A 24,477-nucleotide genomic window follows, 5' to 3' on the forward strand; every position below is an offset into this window, starting at 1 on the left:
CGGCTTCAAATAAGCATTTCGTCCGACTTTGTCGCGACGATCATACGTTTTTGGGAGGAACACTGAATGAAACTTTTTGCACTTGCTACGGCTGCACTTTTTGCTGCAACCGCAATTTCATCCGCAGCGGAAATATCAGACGGCAAAGTCAAAATCGGCATTCTGAACGACCAGTCTGGCGTTTATGCTGATTTCGGCGGCAAATGGTCGTATGAGGCGGCCAAAATGGCTGCTGAAGATTTTGGCGGCACTGTGCTGGATGCGCCGATTGAAATCATCACTGCCGACCACCAGAACAAGCCGGACGTTGCAGCCAACATCGCCCGTCAGTGGTATGATACCGAACAGGTCGATGCCATCATGGAGCTGACCAGCTCCTCCGTGGGTCTCGCTGTTCAGGCACTTTCAAAAGACAAAAAGAAAATCACCATTAATACAGGTGCCGCGACATCGGAACTCACAGGCAAGCAATGCACGCCTTACGGTTTCCACTGGGCCTATGACACCCATGCGCTGGCGGTCGGCACAGGTGGCTCGCTCGTTGAACAGGGCGGCGACACATGGTATTTCCTGACAGCGGACTATGCTTTCGGCTATTCGCTGGAAGAACAGACGTCGAAATTCGTAGAATCCAAGGGCGGTAAAGTTCTTGGCTCGGTTCGCCATCCACTGAGCAGCACCGATTACTCTTCCTTCCTGCTACAGGCACAGGCATCGGGTGCCAAGGTCGTTGGCCTTGCCAATGCCGGTCTTGATACATCCAATGCGATCAAACAGGCTGCGGAATTCGGCATCGTGGCCGGTGGCCAGCGCCTTGCGGCCTTGCTCTTCACGCTTGCGGAAGTGCACGGACTGGGCCTTGACGCGGCACAGGGCCTGACACTCACCGAAGGATTTTACTGGGATCGCGACGATGAATCGCGCGAGTTCAGCAAGCGCTTTTTCGACCGCACCGGCCGTATGCCGAACATGATTCAGGCAGGCACCTATTCGGCGGTTCTTCAGTATCTGAAAGCCATCAAGGAAGCAGGCACCGACGATACGGAAGCCGTCGCCAAGAAGCTGCATGAAATGCCGGTCAATGATGTTTTTGCCCGCAACGGCAAGGTCGGACCCAATGGCCGCATGATCTATGACATGTATCTCATGGAAGTGAAAAAGCCTGACGAAAGCAAGGCGCCATGGGACTACTATAAGGTGCTGGCCACCATCCCCGGCGATCAGGCTTACATGAAGCCGGAAGAAAGCGGTTGCCCACTGGTCACACAATAAGAGGCTAATGGGATGAACACAGCAACTCAAAATGCCACGGCTCTGCGAGAAGCAGAGCCGTCAGGGACGGTTCTTTCTGCGCGCGGGTTGGGCAAGTCGTTTGGCGGCTTTCATGCGGTGAAGAATGTCGATCTTGATGTCGAGCACGCCCGCGTTCATGCGCTGATCGGGCCGAATGGCGCAGGCAAGACGACCGTTTTCAACCTGCTTACCAAGTTTCTCCAGCCGACAAGCGGCGAGATTACGCTGCTTGGCGAAAGCATCACCAAAACCAACCCTGCCAAAGTGGCGCGGATGGGGCTGGTGCGTTCGTTCCAGATTTCCGCAACTTTTCCGCATTTGACCGTGCTGGAAAACGTCAAGGTCGCGCTTCAGCGTCCGAGTGGTCTGGCCACGCAATTCTGGCGGCCTTTGTCGGCACTTGACCGGCTGAATGCTCAGGCGATTGAACTGCTGGAGCGCGTCGGTCTTGCCGATGCCCGTCATGCGCTGGCCGCTGATTTGTCTTATGGTCGCAAGCGCGCGCTTGAAATCGCAACCACACTTGCACTTGATCCGAAAGTGCTGCTGCTCGATGAGCCAATGGCCGGCATGGGGCACGAAGATGTGCACACAATTGCCGCCCTCATCACCGATGTCGCAAAAGATCGCGCGGTGCTGATGGTCGAACACAATCTCAAAGTGGTGGCCGACATCGCCCACCACGTCACGGTGCTGCAACGCGGAGAAATCCTCGCATCGGGCACTTATTTAACCGTTGCACAAGATGAGCGCGTACGCACCGCTTATATGGGAACCGAACATGAATAGAGGCCAACCCCTGCTTTCCGTGCGCGGGCTTAATGCCTGGTATGGTGAAAGCCATGCGCTGCACGGCGTCGATCTCGATATCTACCCCGGTGAAACCATCACGCTTTTGGGCCGCAATGGCGTTGGTAAGACCACAACGCTGCGCACGATCATGGGCATCATCCGCAAGCGCACCGGCACCATCACGCTTGATGGCAAAGATATTCTGCGTGTGCCGCTGCATCGCATTGCCCGCACGGGTCTTGGCTTTGTGCCGGAAGAGCGCGGGATCTTTGCAACGCTCAACGTGCATGAAAATCTGCTGCTGCCACCGGTTGTCGCCAAAGGCAGCGGCGCCATGTCACTCGATGAGATTTACGAACTGTTCCCCAATCTCTATGAGCGCCGCAACAGCCCCGGCACCAAGCTTTCGGGCGGCGAGCAGCAGATGCTGGCGATTGCCCGTATTCTGCGCACCGGCGTCAAAATTCTGCTGCTGGATGAGCCAACTGAAGGGCTTGCGCCCGTCATCATCCAGCGCATCGGTGATGTGCTGGTGGAACTCAAAAAGCGCGGCATGACGGTGCTTCTGGTCGAACAGAACTTCCGCTTTGCCGCCAAGGTCGCAGACCGCTTTTATCTGATGGATCATGGTGTGGTGACGGAGAACTTCCCCACCGCTGAGCTGCCCGAACGTATGGCAGCCCTAAACGAAGCTCTGGGGGTCTGAACCAATGACAATGATCTTCGGCATCCCTGTTCAGGCACTTCTTGGGCAGTTGCTCGTGGGCCTTATCAACGGGTCTTTCTATGCAATTCTGAGTCTTGGCCTCGCCATCATCTTCGGGCTTTTGCGCATCATCAACTTTGCCCATGGCGCGCAATATATGCTTGGCGCCTTTGTCGGCTATCTGCTGTTGAGCGGCCTTGGCATCGGCTATTGGCCAGCGCTTATTCTGGCTCCGCTGATCGTGGGTCTGGGCGGCGCCATCATCGAGCGAGTTGCGCTTTCAAGGCTTTATAATCTCGATCCGCTTTATGGGCTGCTGTTTACCTTTGGTCTGGCACTCGTGATCGAAGGCACTTTCCGCTATTATTATGGCGCCGCCGGTCAGCCCTATGCCGTGCCGCCATCCCTTGCAGGCGGCAACAATCTCGGCTTCATGTTCCTGCCCAACTATCGCGCATGGGTGGTTGTGGCATCACTCGTCATCTGTATCGGCACCTGGCTTTTAATCGAAAAAACCAAGCTCGGCGCTTATTTGCGTGCAGCAACCGAAAACCCCACACTGGTTAAAGCCTTTGGCATCAATGTGCCGCTGCTTCTCACCTTCACCTATGCTCTGGGCGCAGCCCTTGCTGGCTTTGCCGGAATTCTGGCAGCACCCATCTATCAGGTCAGCCCGCTGATGGGCTCCAACATCATCATCGTGGTTTTTGCCGTGGTCGTGGTTGGCGGCATGGGGTCGATCTTAGGCGCGATCATTACCGGCTATGTGCTGGGGCTGGCCGAAGGTCTGACCAAGGTGTTCTATCCTGAAGCCTCCAGCATCGTCATCTTCGTTATCATGGCTATCGTCCTTCTGGTGCGACCCGCCGGACTGTTCGGGAAGGAGGCCTGATATGACTGATACCGCTCTTAAAGCAACGGCTGCACCGCACGCGGCAAAGGCACCAGCCCTCAACAGCCTCTCGGCGATCGTTTTGGCTGTAGCCCTCATCGGCCTGATCGCAGCCCCGTTCATGGTCTACCCGATCTTTCTGATGAAGATGCTGTGCTTTGCGCTGTTTGCCTCCGCCTTCAATCTGCTGCTTGGCTATACCGGCATTCTGTCGTTCGGCCATGCGGCTTTCTTTGGCGGCGCTGCCTATGTGACGGCCCATGCGGTCAAGGAATGGGGTGTCACGCCCGAAATCGGCATTCTGCTTGGTATGCTCACAGCAGCTGTGCTTGGCCTCATCATCGGCTATCTCGCCATTCGCCGTCAGGGTATCTATTCGACAATGATCACGCTGGCCTTAGCGCAGATGTTCTTCTTTTTCTGTCTGCAGGCGGCCTTCACGCATGGTGAAGACGGGTTGCAGGGCGTGCCACGCGGCTATCTGTTTGGCATCATTGATCTCAACCAGCCGATGAACATGTATTATCTGGTGCTGGCACTCTTCGTGATCGGAGTCTTTGCGATCTGGCGCATCATCAATTCGCCGTTCGGGATGATCCTCAAATCGGTGCGTGAAAACGAGAACCGCGCCGTGTCGCTGGGCTATTCCGTCAATCACTACAAGCTTGCAGCCTTTGTGATGTCGGCAGCGCTTGCTGGCCTTGCAGGCGGTATGAAGGCCCTGGTCTTCCAGTTTGCAACACTGACCGATGTAGGCTGGCAGATGTCGGGCGAAGTGATCCTGATGACGCTGCTTGGCGGTATTGGAACGCTGATTGGCCCAATCGTCGGTGCAGCCTTCGTGGTGGCTTTGCAAAACTACCTCGCAACCTCCGACTTCCCCGTCACAATCGTGACCGGCATCATCTTCATGGCCTGCGTTCTGCTCTTCCGCAGAGGCATCGTCGGCGAGTTCTATGCCTCGCGGCTTGGAAAGAAATTGTTCGGATAACCGACGGAGCCGCCTGTTCATAAGATAGCGGCTCCACTTTTTACTGGATATGAAATCATGACCGACACCTACGATTACATCGTGGTTGGCGCGGGCACGGCAGGGTGCGCGCTTGCGAACCGGCTTTCCGCAGATAAGAACCGCTCCGTGCTGCTGCTTGAAGCCGGTGGCAAAGACAATTACGCGTGGATTCACATCCCCGTCGGCTATCTCTATTGCATCGGCAATCCGCGCACCGACTGGTGCTTTACAACAGAAGCGGAACCCGGCCTGAACGGTCGTTCTCTGGGCTATCCCCGCGGCAAGGTGCTTGGCGGCTGTTCCTCGATCAACGGCATGATCTATATGCGCGGACAGGCGCGCGATTATGATCTGTGGCGCCAGGCCGGTTGCGACGGCTGGGGCTGGGACGACGTGCTGCCCGTCTTCAAAAAGTCGGAAGACTATTTTGAAGGCGCGAGCGAATTGCATGGTGCGGGCGGTGAATGGCGCGTTGAAAACGCACGTCTGCACTGGGATATTCTGGATGCATTCCGCGATGCAGCGGTTGCGGCCGGAATTCCGGCAACCGACGATTTCAATCGCGGCGACAATGAAGGCGTGTCCTATTTTAAGGTCAACCAGAAACGCGGTATTCGCTGGAACACGGCCAAAGCCTTTCTGCGACCGGCCCTTGACCGCCCCAACCTGCGCGTTGAAACCGGCGCGCATGTTCGCCGCATAGAGATCGAAGAATTACGCGCAACGGGTGTTACCTTTGATCAAAATGGCACAACCCGAACCGTCAAAGCAAAGCGCGAGATTATTCTGACGGCAGGCTCTGTCGGCTCGCCGCAGATATTGGAGCTTTCCGGCGTGGGACGGGGCGATGTACTGCAACAGGCAGGCATTGCGCCTAAACTCGAACGCAACCAGTTGGGCGAAAACTTGCAGGACCATCTGCAACTGCGCTGCGCTTATAAAGTGACCGGCATTCCAACGCTCAATGAAAAGGCCAGCAAGCTTTTCGGCAAAGCCATGATCGGCCTTGAATATTTCCTGCGCCGTTCTGGTCCCATGTCGATGGCACCCAGCCAGCTCGGTGCTTTCACCCGCTCAGACCCGTCCTATGAAACAGCCAATCTGCAATATCATGTGCAGCCATTGAGCCTTGAGAAATTCGGCGAGGCCGTTCACCCCTTCCCGGCCTTTACCGCCTCCGTCTGTAATCTGCGCCCCGACAGCCGCGGCTCAATTCATATCAACTCCCCCGATCATCGGACCCAACCGTCCATCCGCCCCAACTATCTGGCAACGGAAAGTGACCGCCGCGTTGCAGCCGACGCCATCCGCCTCACCCGCCATATCGTAGCACAGGCACCTTTGCAGAAATATCGCCCGGAAGAATTCAAGCCCGGTCCGTCTTACGAAACGCAGGAACAGCTGGAGAAAGTGGCAGGCGATATTGGTACCACAATTTTCCATCCCGTCGGCACATGCCGAATGGGCGCGGATGCAGAAGCAATTGTCGATCCGCGTCTCAGACTGAACGGCATTCAGGGGCTACGTGTGGCCGATGCCTCGGTCATGCCCACGATCACCTCCGGCAACACAAACTCACCCACTTTGATGATTGCAGAGAAAGCCGCACAAATGATTATCTCAGACCATCGTTAGAACCAGATTCTGGTCAATGCCGTGAGCGGAAATAGCAATCCGCTCACATGCCTGTGAACGCAATTTCAAAATCGCTAACTCGCACGAATCAGAAATAATTTTCCTTGTTTATTGCCGTACAAACAGGAATTATCGGCCCCAAGGTGGGCAGGGGGAGAAAGATCATCTAACATGATCACTTTCCGGGACCGGCTCTCCAAAAAACTTGAGACAAGGAAATTAAAAATGTCGTCAGTCCTTTCCCGCTATTCGCTGACCCGCCGCGCGGGTCTGAAAGCTGCTCTCTTCACCGCAGCAGCCCTCACCCTTGGTTTTGCAGCCGCGCCAAGCCACGCAGAAGACAAGACCATCAAGGTCGGCATCATGGGCGGCGAAGATGAAGACGTCTGGAAAGTCGTTGCCGAAGAAGGCAAGAAGCATGGCCTCATCATCGAACGCGTGACATTCAATGACTATAACCAGCCAAATGAAGCGCTGGAACGCAAGGAAATCGACGCGAACGCCTTCCAGCACAAGCCTTACCTCGACGAACAGATCAAGCAGCACGGTTACAAGATCAGTGTGGCCGGTTACACCGCTGTCTGGCCAATCGGCATCTATTCGCGCAAGATCAAAAACCTTGATGAAATCAAAGAAGGCGCGGTTATCGGCGTGCCGAACGATCCATCGAATGAAGGCCGCGCACTGCGCGTGCTTGAAGAAAAAGGCCTCATCAAGCTGAAGCCAGATGCAGGTATTCTGGCAACCCCAATCGACATCATCGAAAATCCAAAGAAGCTTGAAATCAAGGAACTTGACGCCGGTGTCGTTGGCCGTTCGATTGATGATCTGGATGTCGCCATCGTGAACAACGACTGGGCCGCCAAGGCTGGCCTGAAAAAGGAAGAAGCGATCGGTTGGGAATCCAAGGAAAACAACCCATACAACAACTTCATCGCGGTCCGCACTGAAGATGAAAATGCTGACTGGGTAAAGAACCTTGTTGCCTCCTTCCAGAATGACGCAGTGAAGGCAGAGCTTGACCGCGTTTACAAGGGCACAGGCATTCCAGCCTGGAATTAATTCCTTAAAGCGCCTTAAAGACCGCGCCGGAAAAAGCTTTTCCGGCGCGGCTTTTATTGACGTACGCAAAAAAATTGCCCAAAAGCATCGGCGCGCGCTTGATAAAAAGCGCCCATGCCCTTTGGCGTCATTTTCCTTGAAGCCTTATCGATTTAGCAAGTCGCGGTTTTAACGCGGCATAAGAAACAGAAGACACGACCGTGACCATTGAACCGCCACCAGCAACATCCGCGCCCATCGTCGCCATGAAAGACGTGCGCCGAATGTTCGGCGAAACACCGGCAATCAATGGCGTCTCTCTTTCCGTCGCACGCGGCGAAATCCTCGGTATCATCGGACGCAGCGGCGCGGGTAAATCCACGCTGATTCGTTGCGTCAACGGCCTTGAAAAGCCGGATAGCGGCTCAATCCAGATTGAAGGGCGTGAAATCACCAACCTTGATGAAAACGCGCTGCGCCCTGTGCGCCGCCGCATCGGCATGGTGTTTCAGCACTTCAATCTCCTGTCCGCCAAGACCGTCGCGCAAAACGTTGCCCTGCCGCTCAAAATTGCCGGTATGCCAAAAGCCCAACGCATCAAGCGTGTTGCAGAGCTGCTTGATCTCGTCGGTCTTTCCGACAAGGCCAAGCAATATCCGGCACAGCTTTCCGGCGGCCAGAAGCAGCGCGTCGGCATTGCGCGTGCACTTGCTGCCGAACCCGCCGTTCTGCTTTCTGACGAAGCCACCTCGGCGCTCGATCCTGAGACAACCCAATCAATTCTGGCGCTGCTCAAAGACATCAACACCAAGCTTGGTCTGACCATCCTGCTCATCACCCATGAGATGGAAGTCATCCGCCGCATCGCCGATCGGGTGATCGTTCTGGATCATGGCGCAATCGCCGAAGAAGGTCCGGTCTGGAAAGTCTTTGCCAATCCGCGCTCGCCCATCACGCAAAGCATGTTGCAGGTGCTGGCGCCGGAACTGCCTGTCGTGTGGCGCGAACGTCTGGAGCAATCTGGCGATCTTGCCATTCTCAAGGTCAAGCTTTCAGGCGATGCCGCCAAAAGCGCATTTTTTAGCGAAGCAACGCTTGCGACAGGTATTGCGCTGCAACTGATCCATGGCGGCATGGATACCATTCAGGGCGAGCCGGTTGGAACCATGTTCATTGGCCTGCCCACGCAGGACGAAGCAAAACTGGACGCCGCACTCGCCTATCTCAACACCCATGCAGACGCCACGGAGGTTCTCGGCTATGTCTCAGGCAATGCTTGATCTTCTCTGGCGCTCCTTCTGGGAGACCATCATCATGACCGGCTTTTCGAGCCTGATTTCGCTCGTTGTCGGCCTTCCGCTGGCTCTCATCATGATTCTGACCGAACGGGGTGGCCTTGCGCAAAATCTGACAGTCAACACCATCCTCGGTGCCATCATCAATGGCTTCCGTTCAGTGCCTTTCATCATTTTGCTGGTGGCACTCATTCCGGTGACGCGTTTTGTTGTCGGCACATCAATCGGCACGTGGGCGTCTATCGTGCCATTGTCAATCGCAGCCATTCCCTACTATGCGCGTATCGCTGAAGTCTCTTTGCGTGAAGTGGATAACGGCCTGGTGGAAGCGGCCCGTTCAATGGGCGCAAACCGCTGGACAATCGTGCGTGAAGTGCTGGTGCCCGAAGCGCTACCGGGCATTATCGCAGGCTTCACCGTCACCATCATCACGCTTATTGGCGCGTCCGCAATGGCTGGTGCCATTGGTGCGGGGGGCTTGGGTGATCTGGCTATCCGCTACGGCTATCAGCGCTTTGAAACGCAGATCATGATTGCTGTGGTGATTATTCTCATCATTATGGTGTGCGGCATTCAGCTGATCGGCGACTCTCTCGTCAATCGTCTCGACAAGCGCAACCTGCGTTCAAGGGCTTAAACCAATTTATCTTGCTCTCTGACGGAAACCTGCTTCCAGTGTGTTTCCGTCGGGATCGAAAACGAGAGCCGCATAATAGCCCATTTCTTCCGGTCCCTGATAGGCCGGTGATGCGCTCTCTTTGCCGCCGCCCTGAACGGCTGCACGGAAAAAAACCTCTACATCTTCACGACTGACCGCAGTAAACATCAAGTGAAGATGATTGCCCGGCTTGCCGTCAGGCACGTCTGCATCCGGTTTCCGGCTTTTATGGATCCACAAAAATGGCACAGGCGCCCTTTCCCCACCATTAACGAAGAAACCTCGGTCTGCGTGGGAAATAACCGCCAGCCCAAGCGTGGGCATGCAGCTTTCATAAAAAGAAAGGCTGCGGCGAAGATCTCTAGTTTCAAAGCCAATATGATCGAAAAGCGACATACAGCTATTATATGTCGCCTTTAAATAAAGGAAAGCGGCACCCCCTATTTTGGAGAGTACCGCCCTTATTATTATTCACAAAGAAATGATCAGCTGCGCGTGCGCGCCAGACCAGCCTTGGCAGGCTGATAATTCGGATCAAGCTGCGTGGCGCGCAAGTAAGAATTGGCAGCCTTGGCCTTATCACCACGGTGTTCGTAAACCAGCGCCTGATTGGCCCAGCTTTCAGCGATATTTCCATCAAGCGTAATGGCTGTATTGAAATCGTCAAAAGCATTGTCGTAGTCGCCCAGAGCAACATAGGACAGGCCGCGACCATTATAAGGTTCCGGTGCAGTGGAATTAAGCGAAATGGCTTTTGAGAAATCTTCAATCGCCTGCTTATGCTGCCCCTTGGCCTGATAGATCAAACCGCGATTGTGATAGGCGCGTCCATCTGTGGTCTGAAGCGCAATCGCCTGATTAAAGTCGCTCAATGCCTGATCAAGGCGTCCGGCCTGCCGATAGACATTACCGCGCCCGATATAAGCGGCATCATACTGCGGATTGATCTGGATCGCCCGGCTATAATCCTGCGCGGCTTTACCGCTGTCACCCATATAACGATAGATCAGCGCACGGTTTGCATAAGCCTGATAGAAATTCGGGTTGAGTGCAATCGCCTGATCGAAATCGCGCAGCGCCTCCTTGTAACGGCCAGCTTTGCCATAGGCAGAGCCACGCACATTATAAGTTTCAGGATCACGCGGATTGCTCTGAATGACACTGGTCAGCGAACTGATGTTCTCACTTGAACCCTGCGCACGATCAATCGAAGTCAACACATTGTTGGAGGAACTCTGACAACCGACAAGGCCAAGTGCCAGAACGGCAGTTGCAGCCAACAGGCTGTTACGGGCAAAAAAATTCCCGGACGAATGCATACCCTTAAAGCGCATTGGCAACGGCAGTGTTCCTTTCTGCATGAGCGGAGCAAAGGAGCCTATCTTCAACTTTGTCCCCGGCTGCTTTAACAGCCACAATATTCTCATTCTATCGCACAGGAGAAGGCGGCAGGCAAAACCGCCGATCAACCCAACTGACGCAACAAGCTCAACGCCACAATAAAGGTCAGTATATGGCAGTCCGCTGACACTTCAAAACGACATGTCTTATCGCGTGAAGTGGCTCAAAACACCAACCCGATGTTCAGACATGCAAAAACCGGCGCGAGCCATAAGCTGCACCGGCAAGCAAAAGGCGCTACAAATGCAGCGCCAATTTCAGGTCACTTAGCGAGCTGCGGTACGACCGCCGCCGATAAGACCTTCACGCTGTGCGCGCTTACGAGCCAGCTTACGCGAACGGCGAACGGCTTCAGCCTTTTCGCGGGCGCGCTTTTCAGATGGCTTTTCATAATGGCCACGCATCTTCATTTCGCGGAAGATACCTTCGCGCTGCATCTTTTTCTTAAGAGCGCGGAGAGCCTGATCAACATTGTTATCGCGGACGAGTACCTGCACGTGTAATCCCGTATCGGTTAGAATTTCGATTGAGCCTGAGGCATTAAGGGCGTCTCTTAACGAGTTCCAGCTGATAGAGTCAACTGTATAAACGCCGAAAGGCTCCCAAGCTTCGCAACATAAACGCTGCAAATTGGGGCTGGCTTTACCAGATAGTCCGGCTTTTGTCCATATCAAGATAAAGCTTTGCCCGGCGTTCCGCATAAATAATGGACTCACGATAAATTATAGTGACGAAATCGCACCCAATAGGCTAGAGAGCCCCCACCTTCCGCACAATTCAGCCTCATTGCTCCACGATAGAAGCAATCCGGCAGTTCATAGCCTTTTCCCCTCGATTGATTCCTTCGCATCATATTCATGTCCCCACGCACACGACTCGTTATTCAATTCACAGGCTATGAGGGCCTGCACCCCAAAGCCGTCCGCGTGCGACATGCGCTCGCGTTGAAAGATTTTGACCGGTTATGGAAAGCCAAAACAAAACTTTCGCCCATGACCGACGAGGCGGATGATTGCGGAACGCTGACCGCTCGGACAAAAGGCAATGGGTGGGAGACGGAAACGGAATTCTGCCAGTTTGGCACTGCGGATATCTTCGATGATTATGCGGCACGCTCCACGCCAAAACGGATGCTTACCGGCTTTCGCGCTTTCATGAATATCTTATCTACAGGCACCCTGCTTCGCTATCTGCTAACCAGCTGGCGCTTTGTGATGTTTTTCCTATGGCCGTTTCTGCTGTCCATCCTCATCATAGCGATTGCAGCTCTGATCGCATCAGCACCCACGCTTGCAGGTTTCCCATCCTGGAATCTCGTCTGGTCGCTGCCGCTTGCTGCTTTGATTGCGACCTTGCTCGTGCGCTGGCCGGGCGACCGATTCTTCATGTCTTATCTGCTGGATGACTGGTCGGCAGCCTATGACCGCATTTATGGTCGCAATGACACGCTTATTGAGCGCCGCAAAGCGTTTGCCGAAGCGCTCAAAAAGAAAATCGAGCAAAGCAATGCCGACGAAGTGATTATTGTCGGCCACAGCCTGGGTACAGTACCTGCGGTTGAAGCACTAGCCGATGTTCAGCGCGAGCGGCCTGATCTGCTCACAAAACAGCCTGTGTCGATACTGGCCATTGGCTCATGCCTGCTGATGATCGCGCTTCACCCAAAGGCCCGGGCTTTGCGCGAAGACATGCGCGTGGTGATGAACGAAAGCCCTGTGCTCTGGTCGGAGTTTCAGGTTCTGACCGACATTATCCATTTTTACGGCTCTGATCCGGCCAAAGCATTGAAAATAAAGACTGAGAACCCGCCGCTCATCCATCATATCCGCTTCAAGAACATACACAGTGAAAACCGCTACAAGCGTTCAAAAGGCAATTTCTTCCTGATGCATCTGCTTTACATGCGCGGTGCTGAGAAGAAGAATTTTTACGACTTTGGCATGTTCCTGCATGGCCCCTTCTTTTTCCGTGATCTGATGACCACCCAAAAAGACAAAGCCGCCCCTCTCGATGAAGAAGGACGACTTATCAATCCATAAGAACAGACGGATCAAGCCTTGGGCGGCTCAACCACAGCAATGGTGAGCCATGTCGCGGTGAGTGCTGGCTTGACCATATTCTCGACTTCCAGCGTCACTTCGTAATGATTGACCACGCGGCCTGAGGGACGAATATCGGCATCAGCGAGCTTGAACCGCGCGCGCACCCGCGCACCGGTCTTCACCGGTGACATGAAACGCACTTTGTCGAAACCGTAATTAATCCCCATCGTGGCACCTTCCAGCATCGGCAGCGCTTCAAATGCCAGCGTCGAAAGCAGCGACAAGGTCAAAAAGCCATGCGCAATCGTGCCGCCAAATGGCGTTTCCTTGGCAGCACGTTCTGGATCAACATGGATGAACTGATGATCATCCGTTGCATCCGCAAACTGGTTGATCATTTCCTGCGTGACTTCACGCCACTCGGAACATCCGATTTCCGTGCCAATCGCCTCGCGCAACTGGTCGAGCGTAATTGCGTCCTTCATGCCCTCAAACTTTCTGCTGAACTCAGACTCTCTTGTTATCCATTAATGAGCACACGGCAAGACTGTGGATCAGGCTGCGGCCAGTATTTCACGTGCAATATCATCCCAATGGCCAAAAACCTGTTGCGCGCCCTTGGAAGACAAACGTTCTGCATGCCCTTCATAGGTATGCCCGCCGCCCGTATAGCCAAAGGCTGTCATACCGGCTGCAATCGCCCCCTCAACACCAAAGGGCGAATCTTCGATCACGACACACCGTGCCGGATCAATTCCCATTTTGTCGGCAGCAAACAGGAAAAGATCGGGCGCTGGCTTCCCGCGCTTAACCATGCTGGATGAATAGACTGCATCGCCAAAATATTGATCAATGCCTGTCTTTTTCAAACTGAATGCAATGCGCTCAGGCTGCGAGGAGGAGGCAACACAACGCTTATAGGGCAGCACTTTCAGAAAATCGGCGATTCCCACCGCCGGCTGCAAATGCTCAGCAAAAAGGGTTTTGGTTTCGGGCCAGAACTGGCTCAAAGCCTCATCTGGCAAACGATGGCCCGTCAGATCAGCAATCATCGCTAATATGTCAGCCTGCTTCATGCCGATGCCTTTGGCGACGGTTCCTTCCGGCAAAATCATGCCGTGATTGGCATAAACCTGCTCAAACGCGCGACAGGAAAGTGGTTCACTATCGACAAGAACACCATCGCAATCAAAGATAACGAGGTCGAAGGAAGATGCATTGCTCATAAAGGCTCCGGTAAATTGCATATTTTGTCGCGCCGATTTGAGATGCGCGTTTGTCTCTTTCGATATAGAGACTGTTCGTCGATTGCGCATCTATAACAACAGAAGCGTGACAAAATTATCGCGGAGACTCTCATGACGACGAATGTGGCACTGGTTGGACTGGCGCGGGACTTGCAGGCACGCGCAGAAACAGGAAAACCAATCCGCATCGGCCTCATAGGCGCTGGCGAGATGGGCACAGATATCGTCACACAGGTTGCCCGTATGCCCGGCATCGAAGTCGGCGCGCTTTCCGCGCGTCGTCTGCCGAACACATTCAAGGCTGTGCGCACTGCCTATGGTAACGAAGACAACGCCAAAGAAGCCAGCACTGAAAGCGCTATGACCAGCGCCATTGAGAGCGGCAAGATTGCCGTCACCGGCGACAATGATCTGATCCTTTCAAATCCGCTGATTGATGTGATTATCGATGCAACCGGCATTCCGGAAGTGGGCGCTGAAACCGGCATCAAGGCGATTGAGCACGGCAAGCATCTTGTGATGATGAATGTCGAAGCCGATGTCACCATCGGACCTTACCTCAAGGCACAGGCCGACAAGCAGGGCGTCATCTATTCGCTGGGCGCTGGCGACGAGCCCTCCTCCTGCATGGAGCTGATAGAGTTCGTTTCAGCGCTTGGTTATGAAGTGGTCTCTGCTGGCAAGGGCAAGAACAACCCGCTCAATTTTGATGCCATCCCTGATGATTATCAAGAAGAAGCCGACCGCCGGAACATGAATGTCCGCCTGCTGGTCGAATTCATCGATGGCTCAAAAACCATGGTCGAGATGGCAGCCATTGCCAATGCAACAGGCCTTGTTCCAGATATTGCTGGTATGCATGGCCCCCGCGCCAGCATTGACCAGTTGAGCAGCACGCTCATCCCTCAGGCGGATGGCGGCGTTCTCAGCAAAAGCGGCGTGGTCGATTATTCCATCGGCAAAGGTGTTTCACCAGGCGTATTCGTTGTGGCCAAGATGGACCACCCGCGCCTGAATGAACGGCTTGAAGACCTGAAAATCGGCAAAGGGCCCTATTTCACCTTCCACCGCCCCTACCACCTTACATCGCTTGAGGTACCGCTGACAGTCGCGCGTGCAGTCCTATACGGCAAATCCGACATGGTGCCACTGCCAAAGCCAGTGGCAGAAGTCTGCGCGGTCGCAAAGAGAGATTTGCAGCCGGGCGAAAAGCTCGATGCGATTGGCCAATATTGCTATCGCTCATGGATCATGACCACGCCGGAAGCACGGGCCGCGAAAGCCATTCCGTGCGGCCTGCTGCAAAATGGCACCGTCACCGCATCAATCAAGAAGGGTGAACTCATCACCCATGCCAATGCAACACCGCAACCCGGCTCAAAGATCGCCGAGCTGCGCGCTTTGCAGGACAAAATGATCTACGGCTGATCGAAAATTACCAGCAAAAACAAAAACGGCGGCTCGAAGCCGCCGTTTTTGTTTGTTGCCAGAGCACCGTGGCCTTATGAGATTCGGGAAATGGCGAGCCTAAAATGGTGAGGTTCGAGAACCGGAGCGGAATGTACTGAACGTACATGCGCACCGGAAGCGCAGAACCTCGCCATTTGCAGGCTGCCAGAACCCGAATATCAAAGGCCTAGTGATCGAGAGCCTTAACTATGCTTTCGACCATCTTTTTCGCATCTGCAAACAGCATCATGGTGTTATCGCGGAAGAACAGTTCGTTTTCCACGCCCGCATAGCCTGAGCCCATGCCGCGCTTGATGAACAGCACCGTACCGGCCTTGTCGACATCAAGGATCGGCATACCGAAGATCGGCGATTGCGGATCAGTCTTCGCTGCCGGATTGGTCACGTCATTCGCGCCAATCACGAAGGCAACATCAGCCGTCGCAAATTCCGAATTGATGTCTTCAAGTTCGAACACTTCATCATAAGGTACGTTGGCTTCGGCCAACAGCACGTTCATGTGACCCGGCATACGACCGGCAACAGGGTGGATTGCGTATTTCACTTCCACGCCTTCGGCTTTCAGCTTGTCGGCCATTTCACGCAGCGCGTGCTGTGCCTGTGCCACCGCCATACCGTAACCCGGCACGATAATGACCTTGGATGCGTTCTTCATGATGAAGGCTGCATCATCTGCCGAACCCTGTTTGACCGGACGCTGTTCCACTTCGCCGCCACCACTTGCTGTCACGTCACCGCCAAAGCCACCCAGAATAACCGAGATGAACGAGCGGTTCATGCCTTTACACATGATGTAGGACAGAATCGCACCCGATGAGCCGACCAGCGCACCAGTGATAATCAGCGCCAGATTGCCAAGCGTGAAGCCAATGCCTGCCGCAGCCCAGCCCGAATAGGAGTTGAGCATGGAAACGACAACCGGCATATCCGCGCCGCCAATCGGGATGATGATCAGCACACCGAATACCAGCGCCAGAATAACGATCAGCCAGAACACGAAATGGCTTTCGGTGTTGGTCAGAACAGCAATCAGGATCACAATTGCAGCAGCAAGGGCCGCATTGATGACATGGCGTCCCGGCAACATGATCGGCTTGCCCGACATGCGGCCATCAAGTTTCAGGAACGCAATAATCGAACCGGTAAAGGTGATTGCACCAATCGCAACACCGAGCGACATTTCAATCAGCGCCTGACCGTGGATTTGACCCACCTCGCCAATGCCAAAGGAATGCGGTGAGTAAAGGGCTGCGGCAGCAACGAGCACGGCTGCAAGACCGATCAGCGAGTGGAAGGCCGCCACAAGCTGCGGCATGGCCGTCATCGCAATGCGGCGCGCAATCACGGCACCGATACCGCCACCAATGCCGATACCAAGAATGATCATCACCAGACCGCCAAAGCTTGGGCGTGCCAGCAGCAGCGTGGTGACAATGGAAATACCCATACCGATCATACCATAGGTATTACCCTGACGGCTGGTGGTTGGGTGCGACAGGCCGCGCAGTGCCAGAATGAACAGGACACCGGAGACGAGATAAAGGAAGGCTGCGAGATTAACGCTCATGATGGCTCAGCCCTCACTTTTCTTTTTTCTTGTACATGGCAAGCATGCGTTGGGTAACGAGGAAGCCGCCGAAAATATTCACGCTGGCAAGGATGAGCGCGATGAAGCCGAAGCCGGTTGCCCAGCCCGAAAGCGACAGGCCGACTGCAAGAAGTGCGCCAACCACGATCACCGATGAAATGGCGTTGGTGACAGCCATAAGCGGCGTATGCAGCGCAGGCGTCACCGACCAGACAACGTAATAACCGACGAAAATCGACAGAACAAAAATCGCAAGGCGGAAGACAAACGGATCGACCACTCCACCGGAAGCGGCATGGGCTGCAGCAGCGGCTGCATCACCTAAACCGCCTGCATTTTCCGCTGCCTGCCTTACGGCCTCTGCCGCCTGATTGAGGCTCTCAAGAGCTTTTTCGAGTGCTGTATCGGACATTATGCCTCTCCTCCATCAGCAGAAGTTTTTGCAGCTTTTGCGGGCGCTTTCCGGGTTCTCTTCGCTACAGGCTTTTCAGCAGCCGCTTCCAAAGCAGGTGCCTTTGGCTTCGCTGCTGTTTTTGGCTTGGCGACCTTCTCAGCCACGACTGCCGGCGCTATTTCGGCTTCGGTCTTGGCAAACGCCGGATGCACGACCTTGCCCTCATGGGTCAGAAGCGTTGCCTTGACCAGCTCTTCCTGCGGATCAATTTTCAGAAGCTTTGCTTCCTTATCGACCAGCGTTTCGAGGAATGCGTAAAGATTGCGCGCGTAAAGCTGCGAAGCAGTCGCTGCAATCCGGCCCGGTACGTTGAGATACCCCACAATCTTCACGCCGTTAACTTCCGCAATCTGTCCGGCAACAGCACCTTCAACATTGCCGCCGCGTTCAACTGCCAGATCGACCAGCACAGACCCCGGACGCATGGCCGCAACCATTTCCTTTGAAACAAGACGCGGGGCGGCACGACCCGGAATAAGTGCCGTGGTAATGACGATATCCTGCTTGGCAATATGGTCAGCAACAAGTGCCGCCTGCTTCGCCTGATATTCCTTCGACATTTCCTTGGCATAGCCGCCGGAGGTTTCCGCCGCCTTGAATTCCTCATCCTCGACAGCGATGAACTTCGCGCCAAGCGAAGCCACCTGCTCTTTTGCCGCCGGGCGAACATCGGTTGCAGTCACAACCGCACCCAAACGACGAGCAGTCGCAATCGCCTGAAGCCCTGCAACGCCCGCCCCCATGACAAAGACACGGGCAGCAGGCACGGTGCCAGCCGCCGTCATCATCATCGGCATAGCACGGTCATAAACTTCCGAAGCATCAATGACAGCCTGATAGCCCGCCAGATTGGCCTGCGATGACAACACGTCCATCACCTGCGCGCGCGTTATGCGTGGCATGAATTCCATCGTGAATGCCGAAATTCCAGCCTTGCCAAGTGCTGCCACAGCATCTTCGTGACCGTAAGGATCAAGCATCGCGAAAAGCGCTGCACCCGACTTATACCCCTTAAGCTCCGCATCATTCGGTCGGCGCACTTTCAGGATCACGTCTGCCGCTTTGGCATCCGCCGCAGTGCCTATGCGCGCACCCGCAGTGACAAACTCGGTATCAATGATACGCGATTTTTCGCCTGCGCCTTTTTCCACCACGACATCAAAACCAAGCGCGATGAATTTCTTCACCGTCTCGGCAGATGCCGCAACGCGGGTCTCGTTGGGATCACTCTCTTTCGGAATGAATATAGTCTGGGCCAACTGGTTTCCCTTTCGTGGCTTGATCCGGCGTCACAGCCGGGCGGAATTCAGGGCATCCGGGAAGATACCCCATCAAATTATCAAACAAACGACATGCATAAAGCCCCGGCGAGGCGCAAACGGCACCCTTACCAAGGCATTCGATCAAATCACGCGATTATTCCGGCTTTATATCCTTAGAGGATGAACCAGGCAGCAACGCAGATAAGGACAAAAAGAACGGATGCGGCGAAAGCACCACCCGCAAAAAAGCCGAACGCCATGGAAGCCAGAAGCGCGACAAGCGCCACGGTGCCCCATTTAAATACGCTTGTGAAACTGGCATAAGTTTTCTCATGCTCGGAATAATCCATCTTCGCGCCAAGTTCAGCCGGGGCTGCGGTATGATGTTCTGCCATTTTTAGTTCCACCCATTGAAATATTTTGACTATTCTTAGCCACAATATTCTCAATCTTCAACGCGCATTCAACATGAACCGGAGCGGCTTACCGCTTTCCTGCCCGGCCCATTGTCGCAGCGCCCCTCGATCCGCATAGCGCGGCTCCTGCACTTACCTAACGGCATTTTTCAAAAAGTGCTACATTTAAATATTTAAGGCAACTTTCAAAAAGATTTAAATAATAAAATGCAATAATCGTGCGTATGAAGCATTATACGCCAAGCCCCGTATATTTCGCTGTCGGCAGAATAGTCAGCGGGCCAACGCCATTAACCAGCTCACCAAACATAGCGCGCCGCTCGTGCGGTTGCGATTTGAAAAAAGGAAAGCGGACAGCAACGGCATCGCGAATATTGCGAATGGGAGCGGCTCCCAGCCCGACCCGGATCCCATAGCCCTCGTGCTCACGCGCTTCGGCCATAACACTTGTTCCGAAAATGCGTTTATAGAAGGCCATGTGCTCTGGTTTGACCGATGCAAGACATTGATCGGCTTCAAAATATTCCGATGCCATTGCAGCAATGCGCAGTGTGACATAGGGAATGGCCGGATATTCGCTCAAAAGTTCCGGGTCGGCCGCAAACCGTGTGGGATCGACAAAGCTCATACCTGCGTTGAGCAGCGGATCAAGAATATCCGGAAAAAGCGCATAGCTTGTGCCACGACGATGATCTGGCGTGATGTGATGAATACGCAATGTACTCACCAACTGCCCATCAATATGAATACCGAAAACAAACGCATGGCTGTCGCAATCCACATCATCGACAATCGATGGCACGTCTGCTTCATGCATCACATTCGCACTGCGGTAGGAGCGATAACGCAGACGCCCGATCTCTTCGAGATCTTCGGCATGCACAATCCTGCGATACTCCACCCGATCCAGAAACTGCAATAGCTGCCGCGCGAAATTGGATAGCGGTGGCTGGCCACCGGAGACAGCTTCATTACTCATTCAAATCGCATCCGCACCCCGTCAAATCAGTGCGCAGAATAAGGTGCTTTATAAGCGTGTAAAGGTATAAGTTCGCGTTTTCTCACAGTCCGGTCAAAGATGGAGCGAACTTCTCGCCATATCACAGGATTTGACAGGGCAATCTTGGTCTACTTCGGCATCGAATGGCTGATAAACAGCCATTCGAGCACGCTTTTAGCGAGCGCCTAAAGCGAATTGGCCAAAGATTGAAACATGTGAATAGTCTCATCTTTCATAGCTTGGCCGTCAATATTGTAGTTTGCATAGGCAGATGTCTTGACGATCACCACATTTTTCACGGGGTTTACATAGATGAATTGTCCATAAATACCCACACCGCAGAAATCACCCTCAGGCTCTGCCGGAATCCACCACTGATAGCCATAGCCATAAGCTATTTTACCGGAAGGCATCCGACGTCCGGGCATGAGATAAGGCTCATCCGGCGTCACTGAATCATGAACCCATTGTGCAGGCACAAGCTGCTCACCACGGTAATTGCGTCCCTCATTCATATAGAGCAACCCAAATCGCGCATAATCGCGAAGCACCGCATTCAGCCCACCCGCGGCAACAACCTCTCCCTGAGTATCGGCCAGCCAATAGGCATCAGCTTCCGCTCCAAGCCTCGACCACAGCCTGTCCTGAAAATATTGTTGTATTGGCACACCTGTTGCATGTTCCAAAACCAGAGCAAGCACCTGTGTGTCAGCAGATACATATTCATTGACTGTCCCCTGCTGCCGCTCACTCTTGAGGTGGGCCGTGAAATCCACAACCGAGCCGGTCAGAATCTGTATGACATAGCGGACAATATCCGAATTCAGATCGCCATAGTTTTCATTAAAACCAATGCCGGATGACATTTGCAGCACGTTTTTAACGGTAACGCCCTTATAGCCACCTTCTTTAAGCACCGGCACGTAATGATCGACCGTTTCATCAAGCTTGATCTTCCCATCCGCAACAGCATTGCCAATCAGAAATGAAACAAATGACTTTGAAAGAGACATCGCAATGGATTGCGTCTTTTCCGTATTACCGCGATCATATTCCTCATGCACAATCACGCCGTCTTTGAGCACAATAAATCCGGTCGTATCAGTGCGCTGAAGAAAATCCGCAACATTGCGCGTCTCGCCCTTGTAAGTATAGGTTTCCGGCAAAGGGCGCTCTGCTACCGGCAACACACTCACATCAGCCGTATGAGGCACGCGAACGGAGGGATATTTTTTATAAAGATTGCGAAAATTCTCATCAATCACATCAGGCTTGAATGTTTGAGCATACTGATATACCGCCCAATATTCATGTATTTTCTTCCAGAAAATCGCAGATCCAACTCCAACCACAATAATAATTAGAGCTAAAACATATAATAAATAGCGAAAATAGCGCCTCATAGTCTCCCTCGCATATTCTCAAATCATCAATAGTGATTCGAATGATACTCTATAAAACTGTCGCGTTATGACAATTTTATATCATCATCATTCCATCATTATTGAAAATCACTATAACTTGTGAGGCTATGCGGATGAAAAATCTTAAGCGACGGTGTGCCCAATATCGTGATGCGCGATCGCTTTGGCGGACGAAGAACGAATTTCATCAGCCGGCACAGGCTTACCCAGAAGATAACCCTGAACAAGGTCGGCACCGGCAGCAACGCGGACCAGAGCCAATTGCTCTTCAGTTTCAACGCCTTCAACAGTCACAGCCAGCCCCAACTCGTGCGAAAGCTGCGTAACACCGCGTAACAGCATGAGAGAGCGGCGGTCGGTTGCAATATCCCGCACAAACGAGCGATCAACCTTCACCTTGGTCAACGGCAGGCTGTTGAGGTAGCTGAGGCTGGAGTAACCCGTTCCGAAATCATCCAGCGCAATATTGATGCCACCATTTTTGAGACGCTGCAAAACAAGCGAAGTCTGGTTGCGATCAGCAATAATTGCGCTTTCCGTTACCTCGACTTCAAGCTGTCGGGCAGGAAGCTTCGACTTCTGTAACGCATTGGCAATGTCGCGGGCAATATCGCTGTTCTTGAGGTCAATCGCCGAAAGATTGACGGAGACGCCAATACGATCACCCCACGACATACAGTCCTGACAGGCCTGCTCAAGCATGAAACGTGTTATCTGCGAAATGATCCCGATTTCCTCTGCCAGCGGGATGAACTCCATTGGAGAGATCGGTCCAAGCTCCGAATGCTCCCAGCGTGCAAGCGCTTCATAAGCGACCACACGCAGTGACTGCGCACTGACAATCGGCTGATAGACCACCTTGATTTCACGGTTGGCAATCGCCTGTCGCAGATCAGCTTTCAGCTTCTGACGACCGCGATATTTGGTGTCCATGGCACTGACAAACAGCGCCCATTGTCTGCCTTCGTCACCCTTTGCTTCATAAAGTGCAAGGTCGGCATTCATATGCATGCTGGCAATATCGCATTTTGCGACAGTTTCAGTGGCAACACCTGCACTGATCTCCATCTGAATCTGATCACCATTGAGATCATAAATGCCGCTCACAACTGCAATGATATGTTCCATCACAGGCGCGACTTCAGCTTCACTGTCGAGATTGAAGACAAATACAACAAATTCATCGCCGCCAAAGCGTGAGGCGACATAACGCTGCGGATCAAGCAGGCTCAACCGCTCGGCAAAGAGCCTGAGGAACGTGTCGCCGACATGATGCCCAAGCGTATCATTGACATGCTTGAAATGATTGATGTCGATAACAATGAGGGCCGCAAGCGTATCGGAATCTTTTTGCGAGAGCAGCGAGCGCACCATCGTTTCGAAGTAATTGCGGTTTGGAAGGCCTGTCAGGCCGTCGAAGCGCGCCATATGCTGAATGCGCACTTCCGATTCAACGCGTTGCGTCACATCTTCAAACATCAGCACCACACCGGCATTTGATGTCTGGTTGGCGACGCATTCGATGTAGCGATCATCCGCAAGCTGAAAAATGTCACGCGATTTGCGACCCGCCAGAAGATCGCGCATACGCGCTCCGATATTGCTCAGGTCATTATGCGGAAACAAGCCCTGACGGATGCAATAACGAAGCAAGACTTCAAGTTTACGCCCTCGCAGCTTTGTGTGTTCCGCAATCTTCAACAAGGCTTTTGTTTTGTGATTGATCACCGCGATGCGTTGCTGCGCATCAAACATCAACAGACCTTGCGGCATATTGTTGAGTGCCGCATCAAAACGACTGGCCACCACCGACAGACGCCGCTTGCCCATCACGGCTGCGAAGAGAAATTCGCGCAATCCGTTGGCCATCTGAATATTGGACAGAAAATACGGAATCAGCAGCAGGCCAATCACAATATGAAAGGGAGTCCCCGCAAGAATGAGACCCGCCAGCACGGGCAACAGCGTACAGGCCGACATCAGCGCAACGGCCTTTGCCGACGCATAATTGCGCCCCACAATCGAAACAACAGAGGCAAGCAGAATGGTCAGGCTTGCAAGTTCTGCAAAGGAATCGCGCAGCACATAGCTTGAGAAGAAGCACAGCATACCAAGCGTGAGACAAACCAACGACGCACCGACAAGATAACGCGCTTCCCACTTGTCGAGATCAGCATGCGTGAGATTGCCAAGTTTTGCCTGGTCAAATTTATGCATGTCAAAGAGGCGGCCAAGGGCAATAATTGTAAAAAAGCCAGCAAAGCCCAGAAAACGCCAGTCAGCAGTTTTTACGTAAATGACGACACACGCCACAACATGGGCGAGCAGACCAAACCATAATGTTGTACGGTTGCCATATAGCGACCGCAAAAATGATAACCGCACATCGACGGGTATCTCAGGTTGAAGGCTTCGCCACATTTCGTTGATCGTACCCCTTTCAGAAGGGATAATATGCCACCAATCATTTAAAAATATCTTTCGTAAAATTAAACCACAAGCTGTTATTACAACAATCAGCAGCTGTATTTTATTTTTAAGCAAGAAAAATTAAAAGCGCGCCCCTCAAATCAAGAATACAACCCTGAGATATTATTCCAGAGCATTCTGAATATTTGGAAATGCCATTTCCTTTTACCAGAAAGATGCAAGCTGTACAAAAGCGCTGTAGAAATCACTACCAGAAGACCACCGAGCGAAACTCATGGACCAAATTTCACGTATTTTACAGATTAAATAACCGATCACATTAGCGCTCGTGGACAAAGGGTATCCATAGTTTGACTGCAGCGATTGCGACGAAACCGAGGTAGGATTCCTTGGTCTTGTCATAGCGCGTCGCAACGCGC

The 24,477-nt window shown here is 53.3% G+C and carries 23 protein-coding genes; 11 read left to right on the top strand and 12 right to left on the bottom strand.

Annotated elements, in window-relative coordinates; translation table 11 throughout:
• Positions 1–66: 66 nt before the first annotated feature.
• The 9 genes from VBH83_RS08420 to VBH83_RS08460 all read left to right on the top strand — a co-directional run bounded on the left by VBH83_RS08420 (position 67) and on the right by VBH83_RS08460 (position 9,303).
• Entirely contained in the window at positions 67–1,272 is a 1,206-nt protein-coding gene (locus tag VBH83_RS08420; RefSeq protein WP_396997149.1) for an ABC transporter substrate-binding protein, read from the top strand.
• Between the two features lie 12 nt (positions 1,273–1,284).
• Positions 1,285–2,082, top strand: a complete 798-nt coding sequence (locus tag VBH83_RS08425; RefSeq protein ID WP_396997151.1) for an ABC transporter ATP-binding protein — start codon at positions 1,285–1,287, stop codon at positions 2,080–2,082.
• Positions 2,075–2,791 (top strand): ABC transporter ATP-binding protein, encoded by a 717-nt coding sequence (locus tag VBH83_RS08430; protein ID WP_396997153.1) that lies wholly within the window; start codon positions 2,075–2,077, stop codon positions 2,789–2,791. Before VBH83_RS08425 ends, VBH83_RS08430 begins: the two co-directional genes overlap by 8 nt.
• 4 nt (positions 2,792–2,795) lie before the next feature.
• Complete coding sequence (locus tag VBH83_RS08435; protein WP_265987216.1) at positions 2,796–3,683, top strand: branched-chain amino acid ABC transporter permease; 888 nt, start codon at positions 2,796–2,798, stop codon at positions 3,681–3,683.
• 1 nt (position 3,684) lies between these two features.
• Entirely contained in the window at positions 3,685–4,674 is a 990-nt protein-coding gene (locus VBH83_RS08440) for a branched-chain amino acid ABC transporter permease (RefSeq protein ID WP_396997156.1), read from the top strand.
• Between the two features lie 57 nt (positions 4,675–4,731).
• Positions 4,732–6,330 carry a GMC family oxidoreductase gene (locus tag VBH83_RS08445; protein WP_265986539.1) on the top strand — a complete coding sequence of 533 codons (1,599 nt, stop codon included), beginning with the start codon at positions 4,732–4,734 and terminating at the stop codon, positions 6,328–6,330.
• A 225-nt stretch (positions 6,331–6,555) separates the two neighbouring features.
• Positions 6,556–7,392: a MetQ/NlpA family ABC transporter substrate-binding protein gene (locus tag VBH83_RS08450; RefSeq protein WP_265986538.1), complete on the top strand. Its 837-nt coding sequence runs from the start codon at positions 6,556–6,558 to the stop codon at positions 7,390–7,392.
• Between the two features lie 200 nt (positions 7,393–7,592).
• Positions 7,593–8,651: a methionine ABC transporter ATP-binding protein gene (locus VBH83_RS08455; protein ID WP_265986537.1), complete on the top strand. Its 1,059-nt coding sequence runs from the start codon at positions 7,593–7,595 to the stop codon at positions 8,649–8,651.
• Positions 8,632–9,303: a methionine ABC transporter permease gene (locus VBH83_RS08460; RefSeq protein WP_265986536.1), complete on the top strand. Its 672-nt coding sequence runs from the start codon at positions 8,632–8,634 to the stop codon at positions 9,301–9,303. Before VBH83_RS08455 ends, VBH83_RS08460 begins: the two co-directional genes overlap by 20 nt.
• A 6-nt stretch (positions 9,304–9,309) precedes the next feature.
• Here the strand turns inward: VBH83_RS08460 and VBH83_RS08465 are convergent, their stop codons facing one another.
• The 3 genes from VBH83_RS08465 to rpsU form a co-directional block, all read right to left on the bottom strand.
• Complete coding sequence (locus VBH83_RS08465; RefSeq protein WP_265986534.1) at positions 9,310–9,720, bottom strand: VOC family protein; 411 nt, start codon at positions 9,718–9,720, stop codon at positions 9,310–9,312.
• 89 nt (positions 9,721–9,809) lie between these two features.
• A complete protein-coding gene (locus VBH83_RS08470; RefSeq protein ID WP_265986543.1) occupies positions 9,810–10,685 on the bottom strand; it encodes a tetratricopeptide repeat protein in 876 nt (291 codons plus the stop codon).
• Between the two features lie 306 nt (positions 10,686–10,991).
• The gene (rpsU, locus tag VBH83_RS08475) at positions 10,992–11,222 is read right to left on the bottom strand and encodes a 30S ribosomal protein S21 (RefSeq protein WP_187544203.1); all 231 of its coding nucleotides are present in this window, start codon (positions 11,220–11,222) and stop codon (positions 10,992–10,994) included.
• Positions 11,223–11,582: 360 nt separating this feature from the next.
• Between rpsU and VBH83_RS08480 the strand changes: the two genes are divergently transcribed.
• Positions 11,583–12,764, top strand: a complete 1,182-nt coding sequence (locus VBH83_RS08480) for an alpha/beta hydrolase (protein ID WP_396997161.1) — start codon at positions 11,583–11,585, stop codon at positions 12,762–12,764.
• 11 nt (positions 12,765–12,775) lie between these two features.
• On the opposite strand, the gene VBH83_RS08485 is transcribed toward VBH83_RS08480, so the two are convergent.
• The gene (locus VBH83_RS08485; RefSeq protein ID WP_265986531.1) at positions 12,776–13,252 is read right to left on the bottom strand and encodes a MaoC family dehydratase; all 477 of its coding nucleotides are present in this window, start codon (positions 13,250–13,252) and stop codon (positions 12,776–12,778) included.
• Positions 13,253–13,321: 69 nt separating this feature from the next.
• Entirely contained in the window at positions 13,322–13,993 is a 672-nt protein-coding gene (locus VBH83_RS08490; protein WP_265986530.1) for an HAD family phosphatase, read from the bottom strand.
• 132 nt (positions 13,994–14,125) lie between these two features.
• On the opposite strand from VBH83_RS08490, the gene VBH83_RS08495 reads away from it, so the two are divergent.
• The gene (locus tag VBH83_RS08495) at positions 14,126–15,442 is read left to right on the top strand and encodes a 1-deoxy-D-ribulose 5-phosphate reductoisomerase (protein ID WP_396997164.1); all 1,317 of its coding nucleotides are present in this window, start codon (positions 14,126–14,128) and stop codon (positions 15,440–15,442) included.
• Between the two features lie 208 nt (positions 15,443–15,650).
• On the opposite strand, the gene VBH83_RS08500 is transcribed toward VBH83_RS08495, so the two are convergent.
• From VBH83_RS08500 to VBH83_RS08530, 7 genes are all read right to left on the bottom strand, one after another.
• Entirely contained in the window at positions 15,651–17,051 is a 1,401-nt protein-coding gene (locus VBH83_RS08500) for an NAD(P)(+) transhydrogenase (Re/Si-specific) subunit beta (protein WP_265986527.1), read from the bottom strand.
• Between the two features lie 13 nt (positions 17,052–17,064).
• A complete protein-coding gene (locus VBH83_RS08505; RefSeq protein ID WP_265986526.1) occupies positions 17,065–17,484 on the bottom strand; it encodes an NAD(P) transhydrogenase subunit alpha in 420 nt (139 codons plus the stop codon).
• Complete coding sequence (locus tag VBH83_RS08510; RefSeq protein WP_396997167.1) at positions 17,484–18,785, bottom strand: Re/Si-specific NAD(P)(+) transhydrogenase subunit alpha; 1,302 nt, start codon at positions 18,783–18,785, stop codon at positions 17,484–17,486. Before VBH83_RS08510 ends, VBH83_RS08505 begins: the two co-directional genes overlap by 1 nt.
• Before the next feature lie 176 nt (positions 18,786–18,961).
• Positions 18,962–19,183 (bottom strand): aa3-type cytochrome c oxidase subunit IV, encoded by a 222-nt coding sequence (locus VBH83_RS08515; protein ID WP_265986524.1) that lies wholly within the window; start codon positions 19,181–19,183, stop codon positions 18,962–18,964.
• A gap of 253 nt (positions 19,184–19,436) precedes the next feature.
• Positions 19,437–20,183, bottom strand: coding sequence for an N-acyl amino acid synthase FeeM domain-containing protein (locus VBH83_RS08520; RefSeq protein WP_265986523.1), 747 nt, complete (start codon positions 20,181–20,183; stop codon positions 19,437–19,439).
• Between the two features lie 206 nt (positions 20,184–20,389).
• Positions 20,390–21,607, bottom strand: coding sequence for a serine hydrolase domain-containing protein (locus tag VBH83_RS08525; protein WP_396997170.1), 1,218 nt, complete (start codon positions 21,605–21,607; stop codon positions 20,390–20,392).
• 144 nt (positions 21,608–21,751) lie between these two features.
• On the bottom strand, positions 21,752–24,049 hold the full coding sequence (locus VBH83_RS08530) for a putative bifunctional diguanylate cyclase/phosphodiesterase (protein ID WP_396997172.1): 2,298 nt from the start codon (positions 24,047–24,049) through the stop codon (positions 21,752–21,754).
• Positions 24,050–24,477: the final 428 nt, after the last annotated feature.

Source organism: Ochrobactrum sp. S1502_03 (genome assembly GCF_044435015.1).
Lineage (GTDB): Bacteria > Pseudomonadota > Alphaproteobacteria > Rhizobiales > Rhizobiaceae > Brucella > Brucella chromiisoli.

Coding starts and splice junctions, on each gene's coding strand:
- VBH83_RS08445 (WP_265986539.1), top strand. CDS start 4,732: ATGACCGACACCTACGATTACATCGTGGTTGGCGCGGGCACGGCAGGG.
- VBH83_RS08500 (WP_265986527.1), bottom strand. CDS start 17,051: ATGAGCGTTAATCTCGCAGCCTTCCTTTATCTCGTCTCCGGTGTCCTG.
- VBH83_RS08480 (WP_396997161.1), top strand. CDS start 11,583: ATGTCCCCACGCACACGACTCGTTATTCAATTCACAGGCTATGAGGGC.
- VBH83_RS08460 (WP_265986536.1), top strand. CDS start 8,632: ATGTCTCAGGCAATGCTTGATCTTCTCTGGCGCTCCTTCTGGGAGACC.
- VBH83_RS08530 (WP_396997172.1), bottom strand. CDS start 24,049: ATGTGGCGAAGCCTTCAACCTGAGATACCCGTCGATGTGCGGTTATCA.
- VBH83_RS08505 (WP_265986526.1), bottom strand. CDS start 17,484: ATGTCCGATACAGCACTCGAAAAAGCTCTTGAGAGCCTCAATCAGGCG.
- VBH83_RS08465 (WP_265986534.1), bottom strand. CDS start 9,720: ATGTCGCTTTTCGATCATATTGGCTTTGAAACTAGAGATCTTCGCCGC.
- VBH83_RS08420 (WP_396997149.1), top strand. CDS start 67: ATGAAACTTTTTGCACTTGCTACGGCTGCACTTTTTGCTGCAACCGCA.
- VBH83_RS08525 (WP_396997170.1), bottom strand. CDS start 21,607: ATGAGGCGCTATTTTCGCTATTTATTATATGTTTTAGCTCTAATTATT.
- VBH83_RS08470 (WP_265986543.1), bottom strand. CDS start 10,685: ATGCAGAAAGGAACACTGCCGTTGCCAATGCGCTTTAAGGGTATGCAT.
- VBH83_RS08495 (WP_396997164.1), top strand. CDS start 14,126: ATGACGACGAATGTGGCACTGGTTGGACTGGCGCGGGACTTGCAGGCA.
- VBH83_RS08490 (WP_265986530.1), bottom strand. CDS start 13,993: ATGAGCAATGCATCTTCCTTCGACCTCGTTATCTTTGATTGCGATGGT.
- VBH83_RS08425 (WP_396997151.1), top strand. CDS start 1,285: ATGAACACAGCAACTCAAAATGCCACGGCTCTGCGAGAAGCAGAGCCG.
- VBH83_RS08520 (WP_265986523.1), bottom strand. CDS start 20,183: ATGAGTAATGAAGCTGTCTCCGGTGGCCAGCCACCGCTATCCAATTTC.
- VBH83_RS08485 (WP_265986531.1), bottom strand. CDS start 13,252: ATGAAGGACGCAATTACGCTCGACCAGTTGCGCGAGGCGATTGGCACG.
- VBH83_RS08435 (WP_265987216.1), top strand. CDS start 2,796: ATGACAATGATCTTCGGCATCCCTGTTCAGGCACTTCTTGGGCAGTTG.
- VBH83_RS08430 (WP_396997153.1), top strand. CDS start 2,075: ATGAATAGAGGCCAACCCCTGCTTTCCGTGCGCGGGCTTAATGCCTGG.
- VBH83_RS08440 (WP_396997156.1), top strand. CDS start 3,685: ATGACTGATACCGCTCTTAAAGCAACGGCTGCACCGCACGCGGCAAAG.
- VBH83_RS08450 (WP_265986538.1), top strand. CDS start 6,556: ATGTCGTCAGTCCTTTCCCGCTATTCGCTGACCCGCCGCGCGGGTCTG.
- VBH83_RS08515 (WP_265986524.1), bottom strand. CDS start 19,183: ATGGCAGAACATCATACCGCAGCCCCGGCTGAACTTGGCGCGAAGATG.